Source organism: Mycobacterium sp. 20KCMC460, assembly GCF_022179425.1.
GTDB classification, from domain to species: domain Bacteria; phylum Actinomycetota; class Actinomycetes; order Mycobacteriales; family Mycobacteriaceae; genus Mycobacterium; species Mycobacterium kiyosense.
Genome location: NZ_AP025524.1, coordinates 2884569 through 2904576, shown reverse-complemented (window position 1 = coordinate 2904576; position 20008 = coordinate 2884569). Strand labels below are relative to the sequence as shown.

Here is a 20008-nt window from a genome sequence, read left to right as displayed (position 1 = left end):
GCGCCTGGCAAGTCAGCACAAGTCGCCAAACGAGCGGTCATCGGGAAGCATTGGCAGCTATGGCTGCACCCCACGAGCCGGACGCCCCCACCGCGACCGACGTCCCCGACACGGTCGACTTCCCCGCCGAACCCGGCGAACACCTCGACGAAGGCCCGCCGCCGGTGTTGCGGCTGCGGCTGTCCCCGCTGGACATAATCTGCACCGTGGTGCTGATCGGCGCGCTGGTAGTGCTCGCGACGGCAACCAGTTGGCCCGCCAAGCTCTACGGCTTCACCAGTGACATCTGTCCGCAGGACACGTGCGAGCCGGTGCCCTTCGGAGTGAACTACTACATCTATCCGGTGATGTGGGGCGGCATCGGTGCGGCGCTGGCCGCGTGCGGCGTCGGGCCGTTCGTGTCGCTGCTCAAGGGCTGGTTCATGTCCTTCTGGCCGGCGATCGCCGTGCTGATTCTGGTGGTCACGTCGTTCGTGGCGCATGCTCTGACGGCATTCAGCGCACAGTACTGGCACTGAGCCGGAAGGTCACGCGGCGGCAACGTTCGTAAGACCGAAATCGCAACTGCCATCACGGAATTGGCGTCGCCAATCACCGTCCGGTCACGTTCCTACAAATAATGTTTGGCGGCGCTGGCGCGCGCTACTCTATGTTGCCAAAGTGTCTGTAGTGACTGGTGTGAATAAGTTGGCCTAACCGACTGGTTCACCTACCACGAGTCATCCAGCGGCGCGAGGCCACGACGATGCGGCCCTCGCCCGCCTGGAACGGCGGCCGAAGCGCGCAGTCACCGCGCCCGGCACAGAAGGGCCGAACGGCCCCGGAAGGTGAGGAATCACATGAAGCGCGTCTACGCCCTCGCGATCGGTCTGGTCATGATGGTGGCGCCGATCGCCGCCACGGGCATAGCGGCCGCGGATCCGGCCACCAAGCCGATGGACTATGCCCAAGCCACCGATGTGGTCGTCGCCCGCGCTCTGTCGCAGCGCGGCGTGCCGTTCTCCTGGGCCGGCGGCGGCGTCACCGGACCCACCCGCGGCACCGGCAGCGGCATCAACACCGTCGGGTTCGACGCCTCGGGCCTCATGCAGTACGCCTACGCCGGCGCCGGGCTCAAGCTGCCCCGCTCGTCCGGTCAGATGTACAAGGTCGGCCAACGGGTGTTGCCGGCGCAGGCACGAAAGGGCGACCTGATCTTCTACGGCCCCGAGGGCACCCAGTCGGTGGCGATGTACCTCGGAAACGGCCAGATGATCGAGGTCGGCGACGTGGTCCAGGTCTCACCGGTGCGCAGCACCAACATGGCGCCTTACCTGGTCCGGATCCTGGGGACGCAGAACACTCCGGCCGCGCCGGCGCAGCAAACCCCGGCCCAGCAGGTCCCCGGCCAGCAAACCCCGGCCCAGCAGGTCCCCGGTCAGCAGACGCCGGCCCAACAGGTCCCGGGTCAGCAGGCCCCGGCCCAGCAGGTGCCCGGCCAGCAGGCGCCCGCGCAGCAGGCACCGGTTCAGCAGTTGCCGGGCCAGCAGGCGCCGGCCCAGCAGGTCCCGGGCCAGCAAGCCCCGCTGCAGCAGGCCCCGCTGCAGACGCTGCCCACCCCGCAGGCCCCGTTGCAGACCGTCACCACCCAGCAGGCGCCACTGCAGGCGGTGCCCGCACCGCAGGCGCCGGCCCAGGCGGTCCCCGCACCTCAGGCGCCGGCGCAGGCGGTGCCCGCACCGCAGGCGCCCCTGCAGTTGGTTCCGGTCCAGCCGGCCCCCGCGGCCGGTACGGGCAGGTAATCGCCGCCCGGTACCACCCCGACCGCCATTTGCTCCCGCGCCGACGGCGCAGAGCAGGTGGCGGTTTTCGGTAAGTTGGCGGTGACCATGACGACCGCGACACCGCCCCCACCAGCCGCCGAGACCGGGTCCGCGCCGCCGGATCCGGGTGGCATGGGCACCCGGACGTCGGGCTTCTACCGGCACGATCTCGACGGCCTGCGCGGCATCGCGATCCTGCTCGTGGCCGTCTTCCACATTTGGTTCGGCCGGGTTTCCGGCGGCGTCGACGTCTTTTTGGCCCTGTCCGGCTTCTTCTATGGCGGCAAGATCCTGCGCGCCGGGCTCGGGGGGACGCTGTCGGGTCCGACCGAATTCGTCCGGCTGGTCCGCCGGTTGCTGCCCGCCCTGGTCGTGGTGCTCGCCGGGTGCGCCCTGCTGACCGTGCTGGTGCAGCCCGAGACCCGGTGGGAGACGTTCGCCGACCAGAGCCTGGCCAGTCTGGGTTACTACCAGAACTGGGAACTGGCCAACTCGGCGTCGGACTACCTGCGCGCCGGCGAAGCTGTCAGCCCGCTGCAGCACATCTGGTCGATGTCGGTGCAGGGCCAGTTCTACGTCGCGTTCCTGATCGTGGTCGCCGGCTGCGTCTACCTGTTCCGGGACGTCCTGGGCAGACACCTGCGGACGCTGTTCGTGGTGCTGCTGAGCGTGCTGACGGTAGCGTCGTTCTGCTACGCGATCGTCGCTCACCAGAACTATCAACCGACCGCGTACTACAACACCTTCGCCCGGGGGTGGGAATTGCTGCTGGGCGCGCTGGTGGGGGCGCTGGTGCCCTACATCCGCTGGCCGATGTGGCTGCGGACGGTCGTCGCCACGGTGGCGCTGGCGGCGATTTTGTCCTGCGGCGCGCTGATCGACGGCGTCAAGGAGTTCCCCGGCCCGTGGGCGCTGGTGCCGGTGGGCGCCACCGTGCTGATGATCCTGGCCGGAGCCAACATGGCGGCCCGCGCCGACACCCGCGACCGGATGCCGCTGCCCAACCGGATGCTCGCGGTCGGGCCGCTGTTCACCCTGGGGGCGATGGCTTACTCGCTGTACCTGTGGCATTGGCCGCTGCTGATCTTCTGGCTGTCCTACACCGGCCACAAGCACGTCAATTTCGTCGAGGGCGCGGGTGTGCTGCTGGTGTCGGGATTGCTGGCGTACCTGACCCTGCGTCAGGTCGAGGACCCGCTGCGCTACCGCGCCTCCGCCCAGCCGGCGACGATGACCCCCTGGCGACAGCGGTTGCGCCGGCCGACGATCGCCTTGGGCTCGGTGGTGGCGTTGCTGGCCGTCACCTTGACCGCGACTTCGTTCACCTGGCGTGAGCACCTGATCGTCGAACGTGCCTCGGGCAAGGAACTCAGCGGGCTGAGCGCGGTCGACTACCCGGGTGCCCGCGCGCTCACCCAGCACGTGCGGGTGCCCAACCTGCGGATGCGGCCGACCGTGCTGGAAGTCAAGGAGGACCTGCCTGCCTCCACCCGGGACGGCTGCATCAGCGACTTCGTCAACCCGGCGGTGGTGAACTGCACCTACGGCGATACCGACGCACCGCGCACCATCGCGCTGGCCGGCGGTTCACACGCCGAGCACTGGCTGACCGCCCTGGATCTGCTGGGCCGTCTGCACCACTTCCGGGTGGTGACCTACCTGAAGATGGGTTGCGCGCTGTCCACCGAACAGGTCCCGCTGATCATGGGCAACAACGCGCCGTACCCACAGTGCCGGCAGTGGGTGGAGACGACGATGGCCAAACTGGTCGCCGATCGCCCGGACTATGTGTTCACCACTACCACCCGACCGTGGAACATCAAGCCCGGCGACGTGATGCCGGCCACCTACATCGGGATTTGGAAAACGTTGTCCGACAACAATATCCCGATCCTGGGCGTCCGGGACACGCCCTGGTTGGTCAAGGACGGCCAGCCGTTCAACGCCGCGGACTGCCTGGCCAAGGACGGCACCCCGGCGTCCTGTGGGATCAAGCGGTCCGAACTGCTCTCCGAGCACAACACCACCTTGGATTTCGTCGGGCAGTTCCCCCTGCTCAAGCCTCTGGACCTGTCCGACGCCATCTGCCGGCCCGACATCTGCCAGGCGGCCGAGGGCAACGTGTTGATCTACCGGGACCCACACCATCTGACCCCGACCTACATGCGCACGCTGGCGCCCGAACTGGGCCGGCAGATCTCGGTGGCCACCAGCTGGTGGTAGCGGCCTGGTGTGGCGCCGGCGTAAGTGGTGCCGCCGGTGTCACCGGACTGTGAGATCGGGCTCCATTTTCGCGGTGCCGTCGCGCGCAGCGACGGCGCAGCGGGCGCACCGTTAAGGTCGAGTGATGGCTGGGACCGTGCAAGGGACCGACAAGGCATTCGACGGCGCCGAGGACTCCCCCTCGGTGGCGGCGGTCTGGCCCGGCGCGCCGTTCCCGATGGGGGCCACGTATGACGGTGCCGGTACCAACTTTTCGCTGTTCTCCGAGGTTGCCGACAAGGTGGAGTTGTGCCTGATCGCCCGGGACGGCTCCGAGACCCGGATCAATCTCGAGGAGGTCGACGGCTTCCTCTGGCATTGCTATCTGCCCGCGGTTACCCCGGGGCAGCGGTACGGGTTTCGGGTGCACGGCCCCTTCGATCCCGCCTCCGGGCACCGCTGTGATCCGAGCAAGCTGCTGCTCGACCCGTACGGTAAGTCCTTCGTCGGCGACTTCAAGTTCACCCAGGCGCTGTTCTCCTACGACCTGGAGGTCGCGGCCGAGGATCCAACGCAGACCGGTGTCCCGCCGATGATCGACTCCCTGGGCCACACCATGACCAGCGTGGTGATCAACCCGTTCTTCGACTGGGCGTCCGACCGCGCGCCGTGCACGCCGTACCACGAGACCATCATCTACGAGGCCCACGTCAAGGGCATGACCCAGACGCACCCCGGCATCCCGCCCGAACTGCGCGGCACCTACGCGGGGCTGGCGCACCCGGTCATCATCGACCACCTCAAGTCGCTGAACGTCACCGCCATCGAACTGATGCCGGTGCATCAGTTCATGCACGACCATCGGCTGGTCGACCTGGGACTGCGAAACTACTGGGGCTACAACACTTTCGGCTTCCTGGCACCGCACTACCAGTACGCGGCGACCCGTAAACCCGGCGGTGCGGTGGCCGAGTTCAAGGCGATGGTGCGCTCCTTCCACGAGGCCGGCATCGAAGTGATCCTGGACGTGGTCTACAACCACACCGCCGAGGGAAACCACCTGGGCCCGACCATCAACTTCCGCGGCATCGACAACGCCGCCTATTACCGGTTGGTCGACGGAGACCTGCGGCACTACAAGGACTTCACCGGCACCGGCAACAGCCTCAACGTCCGCCACCCGCACACCCTGCAACTGATCATGGACTCGCTGCGCTACTGGGTGCTCGAGATGCACGTCGACGGGTTCCGCTTCGATTTGGCCGCCACTCTGGCCCGCGAGTTCTATGACGTCGACCGGTTGTCGGCGTTTTTCGACCTGGTGCAGCAAGACCCGGTGGTCAGCCAGGTCAAGCTGATCGCCGAGCCGTGGGACGTCGGCGAAGGCGGCTACCAGGTCGGCAACTTCCCAGGTTTGTGGACCGAGTGGAACGGGAAATACCGCGACACTGTGCGCGACTACTGGCGGGGCGAGCCCGCGACCCTTGGCGAGTTCGCTTCCCGGTTGACCGGGTCGTCGGACCTGTATGCGGCGACCGGCCGGCGGCCCAGTGCCAGCATCAATTTCGTCACCGCCCACGACGGCTTCACCATGCAGGACCTGGTGTCCTACAACGAGAAACACAACGCGGCCAACGGTGAGGACAACCGCGACGGCGAAAGTCACAACCGGTCCTGGAACTGCGGCGTGGAAGGCCCCACCGACGACCCCGACATCAACGAGCTGCGCTGCCGGCAGATGCGCAACTTCTGGGCGACGCTGATGGTCAGCCAGGGTACCCCGATGATCTCGCACGGCGACGAGATCGGGCGCACCCAGCTGGGCAACAACAATGTGTACTGCCAGGACTCCGAATTGTCCTGGATGGACTGGTCTTTGCTCGGCACCAACGCCGACCAGCTGACGTTCGCCCGCAAGGTGACAGCATTGCGGAAGAAACACCCGGTGTTTCGGCGCCGACGTTTCCTGAAGGGCAAACCGGGTCCGGGTGGCACCGGCCTGCACGACGTCGCCTGGCTGACCCCGACGGGCGCGGAGATGACCGCCCAGGACTGGGACAACTACTTCGGCAAATCGATCGCGGTCTTTTTGGACGGTCAGGCACTGGCCGAACCCAATCGCCGCGGCGAACGGGTGGTCGACGACTCGTTCCTGTTGTGCTTCAACGCCCATGACGAGGAGGTCACCTTCGTCATGCCCGGCGACGACTACGCGAAGGAGTGGATCGTAGAACTCGACACGAATCACCCGACCGGTGGCGCGGAACGCTTCGTCAAGCGCGGCGAAGAACTGGCCGTGCCCGGACGTTCCGTCTTCATCCTTCGTAAGACTTTGTGACGCATGGCTTTTCCGATAACGTCAACCTACCGGTTGCAGCTTCGTGGCGCGTCCAGTGGTTTTGCGTTCACTCTTGCCGACGCCGAGGGCCTGCTGGACTATCTCGACGACCTCGGGGTGTCGCACCTGTACCTGTCCCCCATCCTGACCGCGGTGGAGGGATCCTCGCACGGCTACGACGTCACCGACCCCACCACGGTGTCGAGCGAACTCGGCGGCCCCGAGGCGCTGGCCGGGTTGGCGGCCGCGGCGCGGGAGCGGGGCATGGGCCTGGTTGTCGACGTGGTGCCCAATCACGTGGGCATCGACAAGCCCGAGCAGAACGCCTGGTGGTGGGATGTGCTGCGGCACGGGCGGGACTCCCGGTACGCGGACTTCTTCGACATCGACTGGTCGCTGGACGATGCCGGGCGAATCGTGTTGCCGCTGTTGGGGTCCGACGACGATGTCGCCGATCTGAGCGCCGACGTCGACCTGCTGCGACTGGGTGATCTGGCGCTGCCGATCGCGCCCGGCACCGGAGCCGGCAGCGGACCCGAGGTGCACGACCGCCAGCATTACCGGTTGGTCGGCTGGCGCAACGGGGTGTGTGGTTACCGCCGCTTCTTCTCCATCACCTCGCTGGCGGGACTTCGCCAGGAGGACCGCGCGGTGTTCGACGCCAGCCACGCCGAGGTGGGCCGCTGGGTGCGCGACGGCCTGGTCGACGGTGTGCGGATCGATCACCCAGACGGATTGTCCGATCCGGCAGGCTATTTGGAGTGGCTGCGGGAGCTGGTGGGACCACAGGCGTGGATCGTGATCGAGAAGATCCTGGCCGTCGACGAGGCCCTGGAACCGACCCTGCCGGTCGCCGGGACCACCGGCTACGACGTGCTGCGGGAAGTGGGCGGCCTGTTCGTCGACCCCTCGGGCGCACCGGCGCTCACCGCTCTGGTCCAATCCGTCGGCCTCGACTATGCGGCGATGCCGAACATGTTGTCCGAGCTGAAAATCCGGGCCGCGACCGAAACGCTGGCCAGTGAGCTGGCTCGGCTGCACCGCAGCATCGTGGCCGCCGCGGGCGCCGACGACCCGTCGCTGCCGGAGGCGGTCGCGGCCCTGTTGACCCACATCGATGTCTACCGCAGCGACTACCGCGGCCTGGCCGCGATCCTGCCCACCGCTCTGGCCGAAACCGAAGCGGCGCAACCGGAATACGGACCCGCCCTGCAGGTGCTGGCGACCGCGCTGGCTCGCGGCGGCGAGCCGGCCACCCGGCTGCAGCAACTGTGTGGGGCGGTGACCGCCAAGGCGGTGGAGGACTGCCTGTTCTACCGCGACGCGCGGCTGGTGTCGCTCAACGAGGTCGGCGGCGAGCCGCACCGCTTCGGTGTCGGCGCCGCGGAGTTCCATCAGAGCGCGGCCACCCGCGCCCGGTTGTGGCCGGCCGCCATGACGACGCTGACCACCCACGACACCAAGCGCGGCGAGGACGTGCGGGCCCGCATCGGGGTGCTGTCACAGGTTCCGTCGTTGTGGGCCGAGTTCGTCTCGCGCTGGGAGACCCACGCACCCTCGCCCGACCCCGCTACCGGACAGTTCCTCTGGCAGAACATCTTCGGCGTCTGGCCGGTCAGCGGCCAGGTCGACGATTCGCTACGACAGCGGCTGCACGGCTACGCCGAGAAGGCCATCCGCGAGGCCGCGTGGCACACCACCTGGAACGACCCGGACACCGAGTTCGAGGACGCCGTGCACCGCTGGATCGACACCGTGCTGGACGGCCCGGTGGCCGGCGAGCTGACTCAGCTGGTCGGACAGCTCAACCCGCACGCCGCCAGCGATGCGCTGGGCCAGAAGCTGCTGGCGCTGACGGTGCCCGGCATCCCCGACGTCTATCAGGGCACCGAGGTATGGGACGACAGCCTGGTGGACCCGGACAACCGCCGCGAAGTCGACTACGCCGCCCGCCGGTCGGCTTTGAAAGAGTTGCAGCATCCCAAGATTCGGGTCGTCACCACCGCGCTGCGGCTGCGGCGGGCCCGGCCGGACGACTTCTTGCACGGCGACTACGTGCCGGTGCCGGCCGCCGGGCAGGCCGCCGATCATGTGCTGGCGTTTCGGCGCGGTCCCGACATCCTGGTTGCGGTCACCCGCTGGACGGTGCGCCTTGCCGAGACGGGCTGGGGTGACACGGTACTGCCGCTGCCCGAGGGGTCCTGGACCGATCGGCTGACCGGCGCCATGGCCAGCGGACCTACTTCGGCCGCACAACTGTTCTCCGATCTGCCGGTGGTACTGCTGGAGCGCGATCGTGGCTGAATTTCGGGTGTGGGCGCCCAAACCCGAGTTGGTGCGCCTGGATGTCGAGGGCGCGGTGCACGCCATGACCCGCTCCGACGACGGCTGGTGGCACACGACCGCCGACGCGCCCGCCGACGCCCGCTACGGCTTCCTGCTCGACGACGATCCCACCGTACTGCCCGACCCGCGCTCGGCGCGCCAGCCCGACGGCGTGCACGAACGGTCACAGTTGTGGGATCCCGCTGCGGCCGCCTGGACCGACGGGGACTGGGCTGGACGATCCGTCGAGGGCGCGGTCATCTACGAACTGCACATCGGCACCTTCACCGCCGCCGGCACCTTCGACTCCGCTACCGAAAAACTGGACTACCTGGTCGATCTCGGTGTCGACTTCGTCGAGCTGATGCCGGTGAACTCCTTCGCCGGCACCCACGGCTGGGGCTACGACGGGGTGCTGTGGTACAGCGTGCACGAGCCCTACGGCGGCCCGGACGGACTGGTACGGCTCGTCGACGCCTGCCACGCAAAGGGTTTGGGCGTGTTGATCGACGCGGTGTTCAACCACCTCGGGCCGTCGGGCAACTATCTGCCCCGGTTCGGCCCGTATCTGTCCTCGGGCAGCAACCCCTGGGGTGAGGGCATCAACATCGCCGACGCCGACTCCGACGAGGTGCGCCGCTACATCATCGGCTGCGCGTTGCGCTGGATGCGAGACTTCCACGCCGACGGCCTGCGACTGGACGCGGTGCATGCGCTGGTGGACACCACCGCCGTGCACATCCTCGAGGAGATGGCCACCGAGACCGACCGGCTGGCACAGCAATTGGGCCGTCCGCTGGCATTGGTCGCCGAAAGCGACCTGAACGATCAGCGGCTGATCCTGCCGCGCGACGCCGGCGGCTACGGCTTGACCGCCCAGTGGGACGACGACATTCACCATGCCGTCCACACCGCCGTGTCCGGCGAGCGGCAGGGCTATTACCGCGACTTCGGATCGCTCGCCGCACTGGATCAGACGTTGCGCCACGGCTTCTTCCACGCAGGCACGTATTCGTCGTTCCGGCGCCGCCGGCATGGCCGGCCGTTGGACACCACCCGGGTGCCGGCGACCAGGCTGCTGGCCTACACCTGCACCCACGACCAGGTCGGCAATCGCGCCCTGGGCGATCGCCCGTCGCAGAACCTGGACGCCGGACAACTCGCCGTCAAAGCGGCGCTGGTACTCGGCTCCCCTTACACCACAATGCTTTTCATGGGTGAGGAGTGGGGGGCCTCGACCCCGTTCCAGTTCTTCAGTTCCCATCCCGAGCCCGAGTTGGCCCAGGCCACCCGCGACGGCCGCCGGGCGGAGTTCGCCGAACACGGCTGGGATGCCGAGGACATTCCCGACCCGCAGGACCCGCAGACCTTCCAGCGTTCCAAACTGGACTGGTCCGAGCTCGAGGCCGGCGAGCACGCGCGGCTGTTGCAGTTCTACCGTGATCTGATCGCGTTGCGGCACAACGAACCAGACCTGGCCGACCCCTGGCTTGGGCACCTCGTCGTCGACTATGACGAAGCGCAGCGCTGGATTATGTTGCGGCGCAACACGCTGGCGATCGCCTGCAATCTCGGGGCCGACGCGGTGGCTGTACCGGTAACCGGCGAGCTGGTGCTGGCCTGGGATACACCCGACATCGGCGCCGCGGCCACCCGGTTACCCGGGCATTCGGTGGCGATCCTGCGCCGTGGATAGGCGACTGTCGCAGTGATCGGCGCCCGGACCCCAACGATCACCACGTCCTGACTCGGGTGTGGTGAGGAGCGGAAAGACTTGGTCTTTCGCTCCCCACCACATGCAGGTCAGCTTTCGCCGAGCGTCCTGTGCAACGTCCGCTTGGCTTCGGCGACTGCGGCGCTGAGGTTGGCCCGTACCTCCGCGAGGGTCGACTTCTGCTCCTCGGTGCCCGTCATCATGATGGTTCGTGCCATGCCGGCGATTTCTTTCATGCCGGCGCGGATTTTGATGACTTCGGCGAACTTGCCCATCCGCCTGAACATCGCATGCGCGGTCTCGCTGGTGACGCCACGCCAGGCCAAGATGTTCTTGCCGAGGTCGGTCAAAGTGGCGACACCGTTGTCGACGGTTACGAAGCCGCGGGCCGCCAGCAGTCCGATCGCAATCTCGGCCACTTCCTGGGGTGGGCTGAAGGCACCATCGGTGGCTTCGGTGACGCGCTGTACCACCTGGGCGGCGTCGGCCGGCCCGTCGAGAAGCAGGGTGGCAGTGCCGAACGCGGCCCGCTTGAGTCGGCCACCCCCGAAACCGTGCTCACCGAAGCCGGAACCGTGTCCGTGCCCGCCGCACCCGCCGTGTCCGCCGGGGCCGGATCCGAAGCCGAAACCTGCGCCACCCCAGTCGGGGCCGCCGGAAAATCCACCAAAGTTCATTTCGCACTCTCCTTCGTGCCAACCGGCCTGCGATCTGCACACCTAGGCATCAAGTACCTTGATATCAAGTGTCTTGATATGGGTCAACGGTGTTGCGCCACGGGCGAAAATCGGTGCACCCAGTCCCCGCAGATTGCGGAGCGCAGTCTCAGCGCAGCGATTGCGCGTCGAGGCGGGTGATGCGTGCGATGACGTCGAAGTCCGCGTCGCGGTGCATTACCGTAGCGCCATGGCGGATAGCCACCGCGGCGATCAGGCAGTCGGTGATGCTGCGAATCGTTGCGCCGACTCGCCGGGCGGAGCGATAGACCTCCGCCGCGGCTCGGAAATCGATGGCGTTGTCGACGGGCAGTGAGGGTAGGCCGTTGACCAACCGCTCGAGTTTTGCCTGTGCGTTGTCATCGGTTGCGCCGCAAAGGATTTCCATAGCCACCGGCTCGCACATCGCGAGCTGGTCGGCGTGGTCAGAGATCAGCCGGCGCACCTCGTGAGCAGCGGCTGATCCGCTGGCCCGAAAGTACTCGACCCACGCGGAGGTGTCGATGAGGATCACCGGAGCTGGTCTGGCCGATCGTCGCGGAGATCGTCGAGGTCGCCTTCCCAGCCGACACCTTCGAGCTCGAGCAGGAACTCGCGATTCAACGGCGAACCCACCAGTCGACGCAGCGCGAGATCGACGGCGGCCCTCTTGGTGCGCAGGCCGAACCGACGCATCACCTCGGCGGCGAGTTCGTCGTCGATGTCGATATTGGTGCGCGACATACACCTAACATACACCAGTCGCCCCTGGGTTATCCCGTCGCAACGACGACGGTTAACTCATTTCCCTTGCGCTCCACACACATTCCAGCCCGACGGGCGAGGGCGGCGACACCGGCCGCGCTGTCGGGCTCGGCCCGGGTGCCGGCCAGCACGCGGGCCAGCCGGCCCTTGTGCGCCTTGTTGAAGTGAGTGATCACACTCCGTCGGCCATCGGGTTGCTCGGCCACCACGTTCACCCGGACCGCGCTGGGTACGCCCCCCAACGCCGCATACGAGCCCGAGCGGAGATCGACGATCAAATCCTCGGCGGCCAACTCAGCGAGCAACGGTTCCAACAGCGGCCGCCACCGGGCGGCCAACGTGGGTTTCCCCGGCAGTTTCGACGTGGCGGAAAGCCGATACGCCGGCACCAGGTCGTCGGCGCGCAGCAACCCGAACAAAGCCGAACCGATCATCAGCCGGGCGCCGGCACGCGTTGCCTCGGCGCCGCGCAGCGAATCGATGTCCAGCGCGTCGTAGAGCACGCCGGTGTAGCGGCGGATGGCCGGCAGCGTCGGCGCGGTGCGGAGCGCGGCGTTGCGCTCGATCTCGGCGACCTGCGAGGCAGAGATGCCCAGCGCTGTCCGGCACGCCGCTGGATCGGACGCGAGAGCGACGAGTTCGCCGATCAGCGCAGACCGCAGCGAGCCCAACGAGGGATTGCCGAGCTGCTCCAGGCTCAGAGCCGGGCCGTCGCCCCCGCCCCGCTTGGTTTCCGACGGCGGTAGCAGCACGATCACGGATGCCGAGGCTAGCCCGTCGGAGCCGGGAGACTGCGCCAAGGATCTGCCAAGCGCGGTGCACGACGCTACCGGCATGACGATGATCGCACCGCAACTGGCAGCGCCCGGCTACTCGATCGAGCGCCCGAAGATCAACGGCCTCGCCGTCGTCAGTCTGGTCTGCGGCATCCTGCAGTATTTCGTCCTGTTCATTCCCTGCTGGCTGGTCACCGTCCCGGTGGCGATCAACGCCGTGCACCAGACGCGCAACGACGCGGGACGCCGGGTCGCGATCGCCGGCCTGACGCTCTCGCTCACCCACTTCGCCCTTTACGCGTTCGTATTCGTGTGGCTGCTCACCACCCGGTGAGTCACACGCTGGGGCGCCCGGTGCCGTGCACGGCGGCGGCGATGGCGTCGGCCAGCGGTTCGATCTCGTCGAGGCTCAGATCCGCGATGGTGACGCGAACCCCCGGCGGCGCGTCGATGCGGAACCGGGTTCCCGCCGCCGCGGCCCAGCCCGCCTGCAGCAGTCGGGTGATGGTGGCGGTTTCGTCGGCGACCGGTATCCACACGTTGAGGCCGGACCGGCCGTGCGCGGCCACGTCACGCTCGGCCAGCGCGTCGCGCAGGGCGTGGCGACGGTTGGCGTACCGATCTCCCGCCGCGACCACCAGTCGGGTCACCTCGGGGTCCAACCACAGCCGCACCGCAAGGTCCTGCAGCAGGTGACTCACCCACCCCGGCCCCAGCCGCAGCCGTCCGTGCACCCGGTCGATGGTGCGACGATCCCCGGCCACCACGGCCAGCCGCAGATCGGGTCCGTACGCCTTCGACGTCGAGCGCACGAACGCCCAGCGTCGTGTCGCACCGGCCAGCGGGTGCAGCGCAACGCCGGCGATCCCGGCGCAATGGTCGTCCTCGATCACCAGCACGTCGTCGTTCTTGCTGGCCAACAGGCTGCGCAATGCGCGGGCGCGGTCCTTGGACAGCGCGGCTCCGGTCGGGTTCTGGGCGCGGCTGGTGACGATGACCGCCCGCACCCCGCGGCGCAGGGCGCGTGCCATGCTCAGGACCACCGGCCCGTCGTCGTCGACCTGCACCGGTTCGGCGGAAAGGCCAAGGGCGGCAATGAGATCCAGCAGATTCGCCCAGCCGGGATCTTCGACGGCGACGCGGTCCCCCGGGCGCAGGTGGGCGGTGAGCACGCGTTCGATTCCGTCCAGTGCGCCGCTGGTCACCGCCAGGTGATCGGCGGGGACGCCGTCCGCGGTCAGCACGGCCCGGGCGTGGTCGACCAATTCGGTCGACATCGCCGGCTTCCCGTACAGCACCGGAGCTCCGGGGGGCGGGGCCACCTGCGCGGCGCCGATCGGCAGCAGCTTGGGGTCGGGGTTGCCGCTGGACAGGTCGCGCGCCCCCTCCGGCACCTCGATACCGAGCAGCGACCTGGATGTGGTTGCCGGCCGATGCCGGACCCGGGTGCCGCGGCGTCCCGCGGTTTCGATCGCGCCGCGATCGCGCAGCAGCCGGTAGGCGTTGGCCACGGTGTTGGCGTTCACCCCGAGTTCGGTGGCGACCTCGCGGATCGACGGCAGCGCGTCACCGGGCGCCAGGGCACCTTGCGAGATGCCCTCTTCGACGCTGGCGGCTATCGACTCCGCACCCGTCCCGGATATGCTGTATTGTACTGGCACATCGATCATTATGTACTAGTACAAATGAAAAGGCAAGTGCATGACCGGGTATCTACCCACCCCTGCTACGACGCCGACCCGCTACCGGGAGCGTGCGCGCTACGACCGCGACACCGTCCACCGCATCCTGGACGAGTCGCTGATCTGCCACCTCGGTTATGTCCGGGACGGCCGACCGGTGGTGTTGCCAACCACCCACGCCCGCCTCGACGAGACCCTCTACCTGCACGGCTCCTCGGGCAGCGGCCCGATGCTGGCTGCCCGCCTGTCCGGGTTGCGGATCTGTGTGACCGTCACGCTCGTCGACGCGTTGGTGCTGGCCCGCTCGGCGATGCACCACTCGCTGAACTACCGCTCGGTGGTGGCGCTGGGCACCGCCCGCATCGTCGCCGACCCGGCCGAGAAGGCCCGGGCGCTTGGTGCGCTGCTCGACCACATCCGGCCCGGCCGCGCCGCGGACTGCCGGCCACCGAACGCCCGCGAGCTGGCGGCCACTGCGGTGCTCGCCCTCGACCTGGTCGAGGTCTCGGCCAAGGTGCGCGACGGCGGCGTCGCCGACGACCCGGAGGACCTGGCCCTTCCGCATTGGGCCGGGGTGGTGCCGCTGGCGCTGACGGCCGGGACACCGGTCCCCGACGGCGACTGCGACCTCCCGCTGCCCGCTTATTTGCGTTGACCCGCGAGCCAATCGGCTACAGCAGCAGATACCGGTAGGCCGGCGAACCCGGCAGCAGCGTTTCGACGTGCATGTCGGTGGTCCGCATCCGGTTCAGCAGCCCGTCGAGGTCCGCCGCCGAACCAAGCTGAATGCCGACCAGCGCCTCGCCGGTCTCGCGGTTGTTGCGCTTGACGTACTCGAACAGCGTGATGTCGTCGTTGGGGCCGAGCACCTCGGCGAGGAACCGCCGCAGCGCACCGGGTTCCTGCGGGAAATCCACCAGGAAGTAATGCTTGAGGCCCAGGTGCACCAGTGACCGCTCCTGCACCTCGCCGTAGCGGGAGACATCGTTGTTGCCGCCCGAGATCAGGCACACCACCGTGGACCCGGGCTCGACCTGCGCTTCCAGCAGCCCGGCCACCGACAGCGCGCCGGCCGGCTCGGCGATGATGCCTTCGTTCTGATACAGGTCGAGCATCGCGGTGCACACCGCACCCTCGTCGACCGTCGTAATCGACACCATGTCGCCGGCGGCGGCCAGTGCGGCGTACGGCAGCGTGCCCGCGCGGGCCACCGCGGCGCCGTCGACGAACTGGTCGACGTGATCCAGCGTCACCGGCTCACCCGCCGCCAGCGCGGCCATCATCGCGGCGGCCCCGGCCGGCTCGATCCCCAGAACCGAAGTGCCGGTGGTCCGTTCGGCCAGATAGGTGGTGATGCCGGCGATGCAACCGCCCCCGCCGACCGGGACCACGACCAGATCGGGCTCGACGTCCAGCGCATCCAGGATCTCCAGGGCGATGGTGCCCTGACCGGCCATGGTGCGCAGGTCGTCGTAGGGCGGCACCAGCGTCGCGCCGGTGCGCGCCACGTCGTCGCGCGCAGCCTCGGCGGCCCGGTCGTAGGTGGACCCGCCGACGATCAGCTCGATGAATTCCCCGCCGTGATAGCGGATCCGGTCCCGCTTCTGCTTCGGCGTCTTGGCCGGCACATACACGCGGCCGTGCACGCCGAGCGACCGGCAGGCGTAGGCGAAGCCCTGCGCGTGATTACCGGCCGAGGAACACACCACGCCGGCGGCCAGCTCCTCGTCGGACAGCTGTACCAGCAGGTTGTAGGCGCCGCGCAGCTTGTAGGACCGCACGATCTGCAGGTCTTCGCGTTTGAGGAAGACCTCGGCGCCGGTGATCTCCGACAACCGGTCGCTGTGCTGCAGCGGCGTGGGCGTCACCACCGGCGCTATCCGCTTCGCCGCCGCCTCGATGTCGGCCGCGGACAGCGGCGGCAGCGACGGGCTGGTGCTCAGTTCGGCGGACACCGGTCAATGGTGCCACGCGTGGTGGGCTCAGTCGCTCAGCAGGGATCGCCAGGAGGAGTGAAGTACGGAACACCTTCGACGGTGTAGCAGGGTTGCTCGCCCAGGACGTACGGGTGGTCCGACGCGGCGATCGCGGCGCCTGCGGCGACGTCGCCGGCGATGTTGGTACAGCCACCGACGGCGACGTGGCGGCCGTCGGCGCCGGCACAGATGTCGGCGCGAGCGGCCGGCGTGGCTGCCAGCGGCGCCAGAGCAAGGGCTCCGACGGTCAACAGTGCACCCAGCATTTTCTTCATCGGGACCTCCTTGGGGCTACCTTGCCGCAGACCCTACCCAGTCGCCGCCGGACTTGACCGCCGAATTTGCCCGAAAGTCAATTTACCGGTGTGAGTACGAACACCGGGATCTGGCGGTCCGTCTTCTCCTGGTAGTCGGCGTAGTCCGGAAACGCCTGCACGGCACGCTCCCACCAGGTGGCCTTTTCGTCGCCGAACACCTCGCGGGCGTCGTAGTCGCGGGTGACCGAGCCGTCCTGCAACTCGACCCGGGGATTCTTCTTGATGTTGTAGTACCAGACCGGGTTTTTCGGGGCACCGCCGAGCGAGGCGACCACCGCGTACTCGCCGTCGTGTTCGACCCGCATCAGCGGGGTCTTGCGGAGCTTGCCCGATTTCGCGCCGACGGTGGTCAACACGATGATCGGCATGCCCTTCATGTCGGCGGCCTGCGCGCCGCCGGACTCGATGTATTTCTCGGCTTGTTCTCTGGCGAATTCCCACGGGCTGGGCTCGTACTCCCCTTTTAATGGCATGCCGACCACTTTATGCGCGCGCCGGTGTTACACCCCGAAGGTCTGGCGCCTGGCGATCTCGGCGATCACGTTGACGCGTCGGGCCGCGGTGGCGATCTCGTCGGCGAACTCCTGCCGGCGCTTGGCCAGGTCGGCTTGATCGGCACCATCGATGAGTTCGCGGTGCCGGGCCAGCCGCAGCGCGGTCTTGAACAACTCCATCGACCGGGATTCGGCGTTGGCGATGCGCCGTTGCAGCTCCCACTGCTTGCCCACCTCGAGGCACTCGGTCAGGAACCTGTCCTCCTCCAGCGGCTCGTCCTCGAGCGCGGCCAGCCGGTCGGCGACGATGTGGTAGGCGTCCAGGAACGGCCGCAGCACCAGATGCGCCAGCAGCAGATCAGCAGACTCCAGCAACCGACCCACCTCGGCCGCGCTCACCTCCTTGCTGGTGTCCACCGGCCCGATCAACCGCACCTCGTCGGCGAGCTCCCGCTCGAATTGCGCACGCCCGGAGAACAGGAATTCGAACTTCAGCAACTCCCGCAACCGCAGTGCCTCGTCTCGTACCGCCGAAGGTGCCACCAGGCCGTCAGCCGCATCCTCTGAGGCCGCCAACAGCGCCAGCTCGGCGATGGCGCGGTCGACCAGGATGTGGATCGCGGTGTTGCGGTAGAACGCCGCCACCAGATGCTGGTCGGCGCCAATCCCCCACACCGCCTCGGTGCCGGCGTCGTACACGCTCACTACGCCGGAGGCCACCATCTGGTGCAGGGTCCAGCGGATCAGCGACTTGTTCGTCAGGTCCGCTGCCCCGGCCACCGCCCAGTCGCGGGCGGCGATGTAGCTGGCCAGCGGCCGCACCGTGGCCAGCACCTCGCTGATGGACAGCGACCGGTCGGCACCGAGCAGCGCCAGGCTCACCACGGCGGTGGGCGTGACGGGGGTGGCGCGGTTGATCCGGTGTTCGACGTCCAGCGCGATGCGTTCCACGACGGTCTCGGTGCCCGACGGGTCGGCCCGCAGTTCCTCGAGCCGCTTGCGCAGTGGCAATGGCTCGCCGAAGTCCAGATAGGCGCGGCCCAGCCGCTCGCCCTGCTGGCGGGACAGCCGGACCAGAAACCGCAGGTCCTCCGGGCGCTTGGTGGCGCCGTAGGCCTCGGTGGTCATCGCCTCCACCTCGTGCAGCTGGTCGTACACAATGGAGGTCGGCACCAAATACACTTCGGGACCGTCGATTTCGTCGACGGCGTCGGTGAGATAGCGCAGGATGCCGAACACCGGGGGACGCAGCTTGCCGGTGCGGGTGCGACCGCCCTCGATCGACCAGGTCAGGTTGGTGTGGTCCTGGACGAGTTGGGCGGTGTAGGCGCGCAGCACGAACCGGTAGATCGGGATGTCCTTGGTCTGGCGGCGGATGAAGATCGTCCCGGTGCGCTTGGCGAAGGGGCCCATCGGGAAGAAGTTCAGGTTCGCCCCGCCGAAGGTGAACGCCGCCGAGAGCCGGTTGGCGGCGATCTCCTCGGGCAGCAGCATGCCGTCCAGATACGAGCGGTGCGAGAACGCGAACGCCAGCGTGGCCTTGCGATCCAGTTTGCGCAGGCCGGCGATCTGGTCCTCGTCGACCAGCACGTCGTAGGCCCGCATCAGCCAGCGGCTGAACCGGCGCCAGGCGTGGACGGCGCGATCGTCCAGCGAGGCCGCCACCTCACGCAGGTAACCGGCCGCCTCCACCCGCACGCTCTCGGGATCGCGGCCCAGTTCGTCGGCCAGGGCATCGAGGCGCTGGGTGAACCATTGCGCTTTGAGCAGCCGGGTGACCGCCTCCGAATCGGTCGCCAGCGGCGTGGTGGATTCTTCGACAATCCCCGTGCGCTGCAACAGTTTTCGCACTCCGGCTCGACCGGCTTCGCCTGCAGTCATCGTTGTCTCCTGTTCAGGCCGGCGTGGCGTCGGGCCCCTGAAAGTGCGCCAGTGCGCTGGAAAGCCTCACCCATGGGAGCCGGACGCCGAGTCATTTCGTGAGCCTACGTCTGCGGCGACAGGCCGCGGAACAGTACACCGGCGTAGGTTGGCGACGATGGGGCAAAATGTTAGCGGCCTTTCGCCGCTGGAACAGACGGCACTGCTCACCGAATACGCCCGCGCACTGGACAGCCGGTGGGTTCGACCGATTCTCGGCGACAGCCTGGCCGATCGGGTGGTCGGCGAAATCGACTACGACTTCGCCGGACTGGGGGTCAGCACGAGTGTGGTATGCCAGTCGGCGCTGCGGGCCAAGATGCTGGACGACAGGGTGCGTGCGTTCACCGCCGAGCATCCGGACGCCGTCGTGGTGGACCTTGGCGCCGGGATCGATTCCGGCCCTTCGCGGGTACTGCCGCCCGCGACGGTGGACTGGTACAGCGTCGACCTGCCGAATGTGATCGCCTTGCGCGAAGCGGTGTTGCCGACGGGCGAACGGTGGCATTCGATCGCCGCATCGGTCGCCGATCCCGACTGGCCATTGAGCATTCCGAGTGGCCGGCCGACCATGGTGATCGCCGACGGCCTTTTCGCGTTCCTGTCCGAGTCGGTGCTGGTGAGCGTCTTCCGCCGCATCACCGAGCACTTCGCCTGCGGCGAGTTGGCGTTCAACGACTACGGCCGGATCGGCTGGGTCAGCCGGCTCGCCGTGAAAGTGTTGCCGCAGCAGATGTTCAAGAGCGTCGGTGCCCAATGGGGCTATGCGGGTTTCAAGGACGCCCGCGTGCCCGAATCGTGGAATCCGCGGTTGACGTTGGTGGAGGAGGCCAGCCTCACCCACGAGCCCGAGGTGGAGCTGTTCCCGCGCTGGATTCGGTTGGCCACCAAGGCATCCGGCAAGTTTCCGGCCAGCGCACGGAAGGCGCGGATACTGCGCTACCGGTTCTGACGGTTCGCGGCGGCGTGACGGCTCGGCGTCCCGCGCCCGCGCTCGGGGCC

At 68.1% G+C, this 20008-nt stretch carries 17 protein-coding genes and 1 pseudogene; 9 read left to right on the top strand and 9 right to left on the bottom strand.

Features of this window, described 5'->3' with window-relative positions; translation table 11 throughout:
• Positions 1-59: 59 nt before the first annotated feature.
• The 6 genes and pseudogenes from MKCMC460_RS13560 (at position 60) to treZ (ending at position 10363) form a co-directional block, all read left to right on the top strand.
• Complete coding sequence (locus MKCMC460_RS13560) at positions 60-518, top strand: hypothetical protein (protein WP_236975436.1); 459 nt, start codon at positions 60-62, stop codon at positions 516-518.
• 321 nt (positions 519-839) lie between these two features.
• A pseudogene (gene ripD / locus MKCMC460_RS13555) lies at positions 840-1520 on the top strand (NlpC/P60 family peptidoglycan-binding protein RipD); the annotation flags it as partial.
• A 348-nt stretch (positions 1521-1868) separates the two neighbouring features.
• Positions 1869-4025 carry an acyltransferase family protein gene (locus tag MKCMC460_RS13550; RefSeq protein WP_236984188.1) on the top strand — a complete coding sequence of 719 codons (2157 nt, stop codon included), beginning with the start codon at positions 1869-1871 and terminating at the stop codon, positions 4023-4025.
• Between the two features lie 124 nt (positions 4026-4149).
• Complete coding sequence (gene glgX, locus MKCMC460_RS13545) at positions 4150-6342, top strand: glycogen debranching protein GlgX (RefSeq protein WP_238305864.1); 2193 nt, start codon at positions 4150-4152, stop codon at positions 6340-6342.
• A gap of 3 nt (positions 6343-6345) precedes the next feature.
• Positions 6346-8646, top strand: a complete 2301-nt coding sequence (gene treY / locus MKCMC460_RS13540) for a malto-oligosyltrehalose synthase (RefSeq protein ID WP_236975451.1) — start codon at positions 6346-6348, stop codon at positions 8644-8646.
• Entirely contained in the window at positions 8639-10363 is a 1725-nt protein-coding gene (gene treZ, locus MKCMC460_RS13535; RefSeq protein ID WP_236975460.1) for a malto-oligosyltrehalose trehalohydrolase, read from the top strand. Before treY ends, treZ begins: the two co-directional genes overlap by 8 nt.
• Before the next feature lie 107 nt (positions 10364-10470).
• On the opposite strand, the gene MKCMC460_RS13530 is transcribed toward treZ, so the two are convergent.
• The 4 genes from MKCMC460_RS13530 to yaaA form a co-directional block, all read right to left on the bottom strand.
• Positions 10471-11058: a hypothetical protein gene (locus MKCMC460_RS13530; RefSeq protein ID WP_236975462.1), complete on the bottom strand. Its 588-nt coding sequence runs from the start codon at positions 11056-11058 to the stop codon at positions 10471-10473.
• A 148-nt stretch (positions 11059-11206) separates the two neighbouring features.
• Positions 11207-11611 (bottom strand): PIN domain nuclease, encoded by a 405-nt coding sequence (locus MKCMC460_RS13525; RefSeq protein WP_236975464.1) that lies wholly within the window; start codon positions 11609-11611, stop codon positions 11207-11209.
• A complete protein-coding gene (locus MKCMC460_RS13520; RefSeq protein ID WP_236975466.1) occupies positions 11608-11820 on the bottom strand; it encodes a type II toxin-antitoxin system VapB family antitoxin in 213 nt (70 codons plus the stop codon). The genes MKCMC460_RS13525 and MKCMC460_RS13520 overlap by 4 nt, the downstream gene beginning before the upstream one ends.
• A gap of 29 nt (positions 11821-11849) precedes the next feature.
• Positions 11850-12599, bottom strand: a complete 750-nt coding sequence (gene yaaA, locus MKCMC460_RS13515; RefSeq protein ID WP_236975468.1) for a peroxide stress protein YaaA — start codon at positions 12597-12599, stop codon at positions 11850-11852.
• 58 nt (positions 12600-12657) lie between these two features.
• On the opposite strand from yaaA, the gene MKCMC460_RS13510 reads away from it, so the two are divergent.
• On the top strand, positions 12658-12951 hold the full coding sequence (locus MKCMC460_RS13510) for a hypothetical protein (protein WP_238305863.1): 294 nt from the start codon (positions 12658-12660) through the stop codon (positions 12949-12951).
• 1 nt (position 12952) lies between these two features.
• Here MKCMC460_RS13510 and MKCMC460_RS13505 read toward each other — a convergent pair whose 3' ends face one another.
• The gene (locus tag MKCMC460_RS13505; RefSeq protein ID WP_236975478.1) at positions 12953-14278 is read right to left on the bottom strand and encodes an aminotransferase class I/II-fold pyridoxal phosphate-dependent enzyme; all 1326 of its coding nucleotides are present in this window, start codon (positions 14276-14278) and stop codon (positions 12953-12955) included.
• A gap of 40 nt (positions 14279-14318) precedes the next feature.
• Between MKCMC460_RS13505 and MKCMC460_RS13500 the strand changes: the two genes are divergently transcribed.
• Positions 14319-14954: a pyridoxamine 5'-phosphate oxidase family protein gene (locus MKCMC460_RS13500; RefSeq protein WP_236975480.1), complete on the top strand. Its 636-nt coding sequence runs from the start codon at positions 14319-14321 to the stop codon at positions 14952-14954.
• A gap of 16 nt (positions 14955-14970) precedes the next feature.
• Here MKCMC460_RS13500 and ilvA read toward each other — a convergent pair whose 3' ends face one another.
• The 4 genes from ilvA to MKCMC460_RS13480 form a co-directional block, all read right to left on the bottom strand.
• Positions 14971-16254, bottom strand: coding sequence for a threonine ammonia-lyase (gene ilvA, locus MKCMC460_RS13495; protein ID WP_238305861.1), 1284 nt, complete (start codon positions 16252-16254; stop codon positions 14971-14973).
• A 35-nt stretch (positions 16255-16289) separates the two neighbouring features.
• Complete coding sequence (locus MKCMC460_RS13490; RefSeq protein WP_236975483.1) at positions 16290-16550, bottom strand: hypothetical protein; 261 nt, start codon at positions 16548-16550, stop codon at positions 16290-16292.
• A gap of 77 nt (positions 16551-16627) precedes the next feature.
• Positions 16628-17065 (bottom strand): nitroreductase family deazaflavin-dependent oxidoreductase, encoded by a 438-nt coding sequence (locus MKCMC460_RS13485; protein WP_236975485.1) that lies wholly within the window; start codon positions 17063-17065, stop codon positions 16628-16630.
• A 27-nt stretch (positions 17066-17092) separates the two neighbouring features.
• Entirely contained in the window at positions 17093-18967 is a 1875-nt protein-coding gene (locus tag MKCMC460_RS13480; RefSeq protein ID WP_236975487.1) for a lysophospholipid acyltransferase, read from the bottom strand.
• A 157-nt stretch (positions 18968-19124) separates the two neighbouring features.
• Here MKCMC460_RS13480 and MKCMC460_RS13475 point away from each other — a divergent pair, with 157 nt between their 5' ends.
• Positions 19125-19958, top strand: coding sequence for a class I SAM-dependent methyltransferase (locus MKCMC460_RS13475; RefSeq protein ID WP_236975489.1), 834 nt, complete (start codon positions 19125-19127; stop codon positions 19956-19958).
• The last annotated feature ends 50 nt before the right edge of the window (positions 19959-20008 follow it).

Excerpts from the sequence above, each read along its gene's own strand:
- MKCMC460_RS13480 (WP_236975487.1), bottom strand. The coding sequence starts at position 18,967 with ATGACTGCAGGCGAAGCCGGTCGAGCCGGAGTGCGAAAACTGTTGCAG.
- MKCMC460_RS13500 (WP_236975480.1), top strand. The coding sequence starts at position 14,319 with ATGACCGGGTATCTACCCACCCCTGCTACGACGCCGACCCGCTACCGG.
- MKCMC460_RS13530 (WP_236975462.1), bottom strand. The coding sequence starts at position 11,058 with ATGAACTTTGGTGGATTTTCCGGCGGCCCCGACTGGGGTGGCGCAGGT.
- treY (WP_236975451.1), top strand. The coding sequence starts at position 6,346 with ATGGCTTTTCCGATAACGTCAACCTACCGGTTGCAGCTTCGTGGCGCG.
- glgX (WP_238305864.1), top strand. The coding sequence starts at position 4,150 with ATGGCTGGGACCGTGCAAGGGACCGACAAGGCATTCGACGGCGCCGAG.
- MKCMC460_RS13475 (WP_236975489.1), top strand. The coding sequence starts at position 19,125 with ATGGGGCAAAATGTTAGCGGCCTTTCGCCGCTGGAACAGACGGCACTG.
- MKCMC460_RS13520 (WP_236975466.1), bottom strand. The coding sequence starts at position 11,820 with ATGTCGCGCACCAATATCGACATCGACGACGAACTCGCCGCCGAGGTG.
- MKCMC460_RS13560 (WP_236975436.1), top strand. The coding sequence starts at position 60 with ATGGCTGCACCCCACGAGCCGGACGCCCCCACCGCGACCGACGTCCCC.
- MKCMC460_RS13550 (WP_236984188.1), top strand. The coding sequence starts at position 1,869 with ATGACGACCGCGACACCGCCCCCACCAGCCGCCGAGACCGGGTCCGCG.
- MKCMC460_RS13490 (WP_236975483.1), bottom strand. The coding sequence starts at position 16,550 with ATGAAGAAAATGCTGGGTGCACTGTTGACCGTCGGAGCCCTTGCTCTG.
- MKCMC460_RS13485 (WP_236975485.1), bottom strand. The coding sequence starts at position 17,065 with ATGCCATTAAAAGGGGAGTACGAGCCCAGCCCGTGGGAATTCGCCAGA.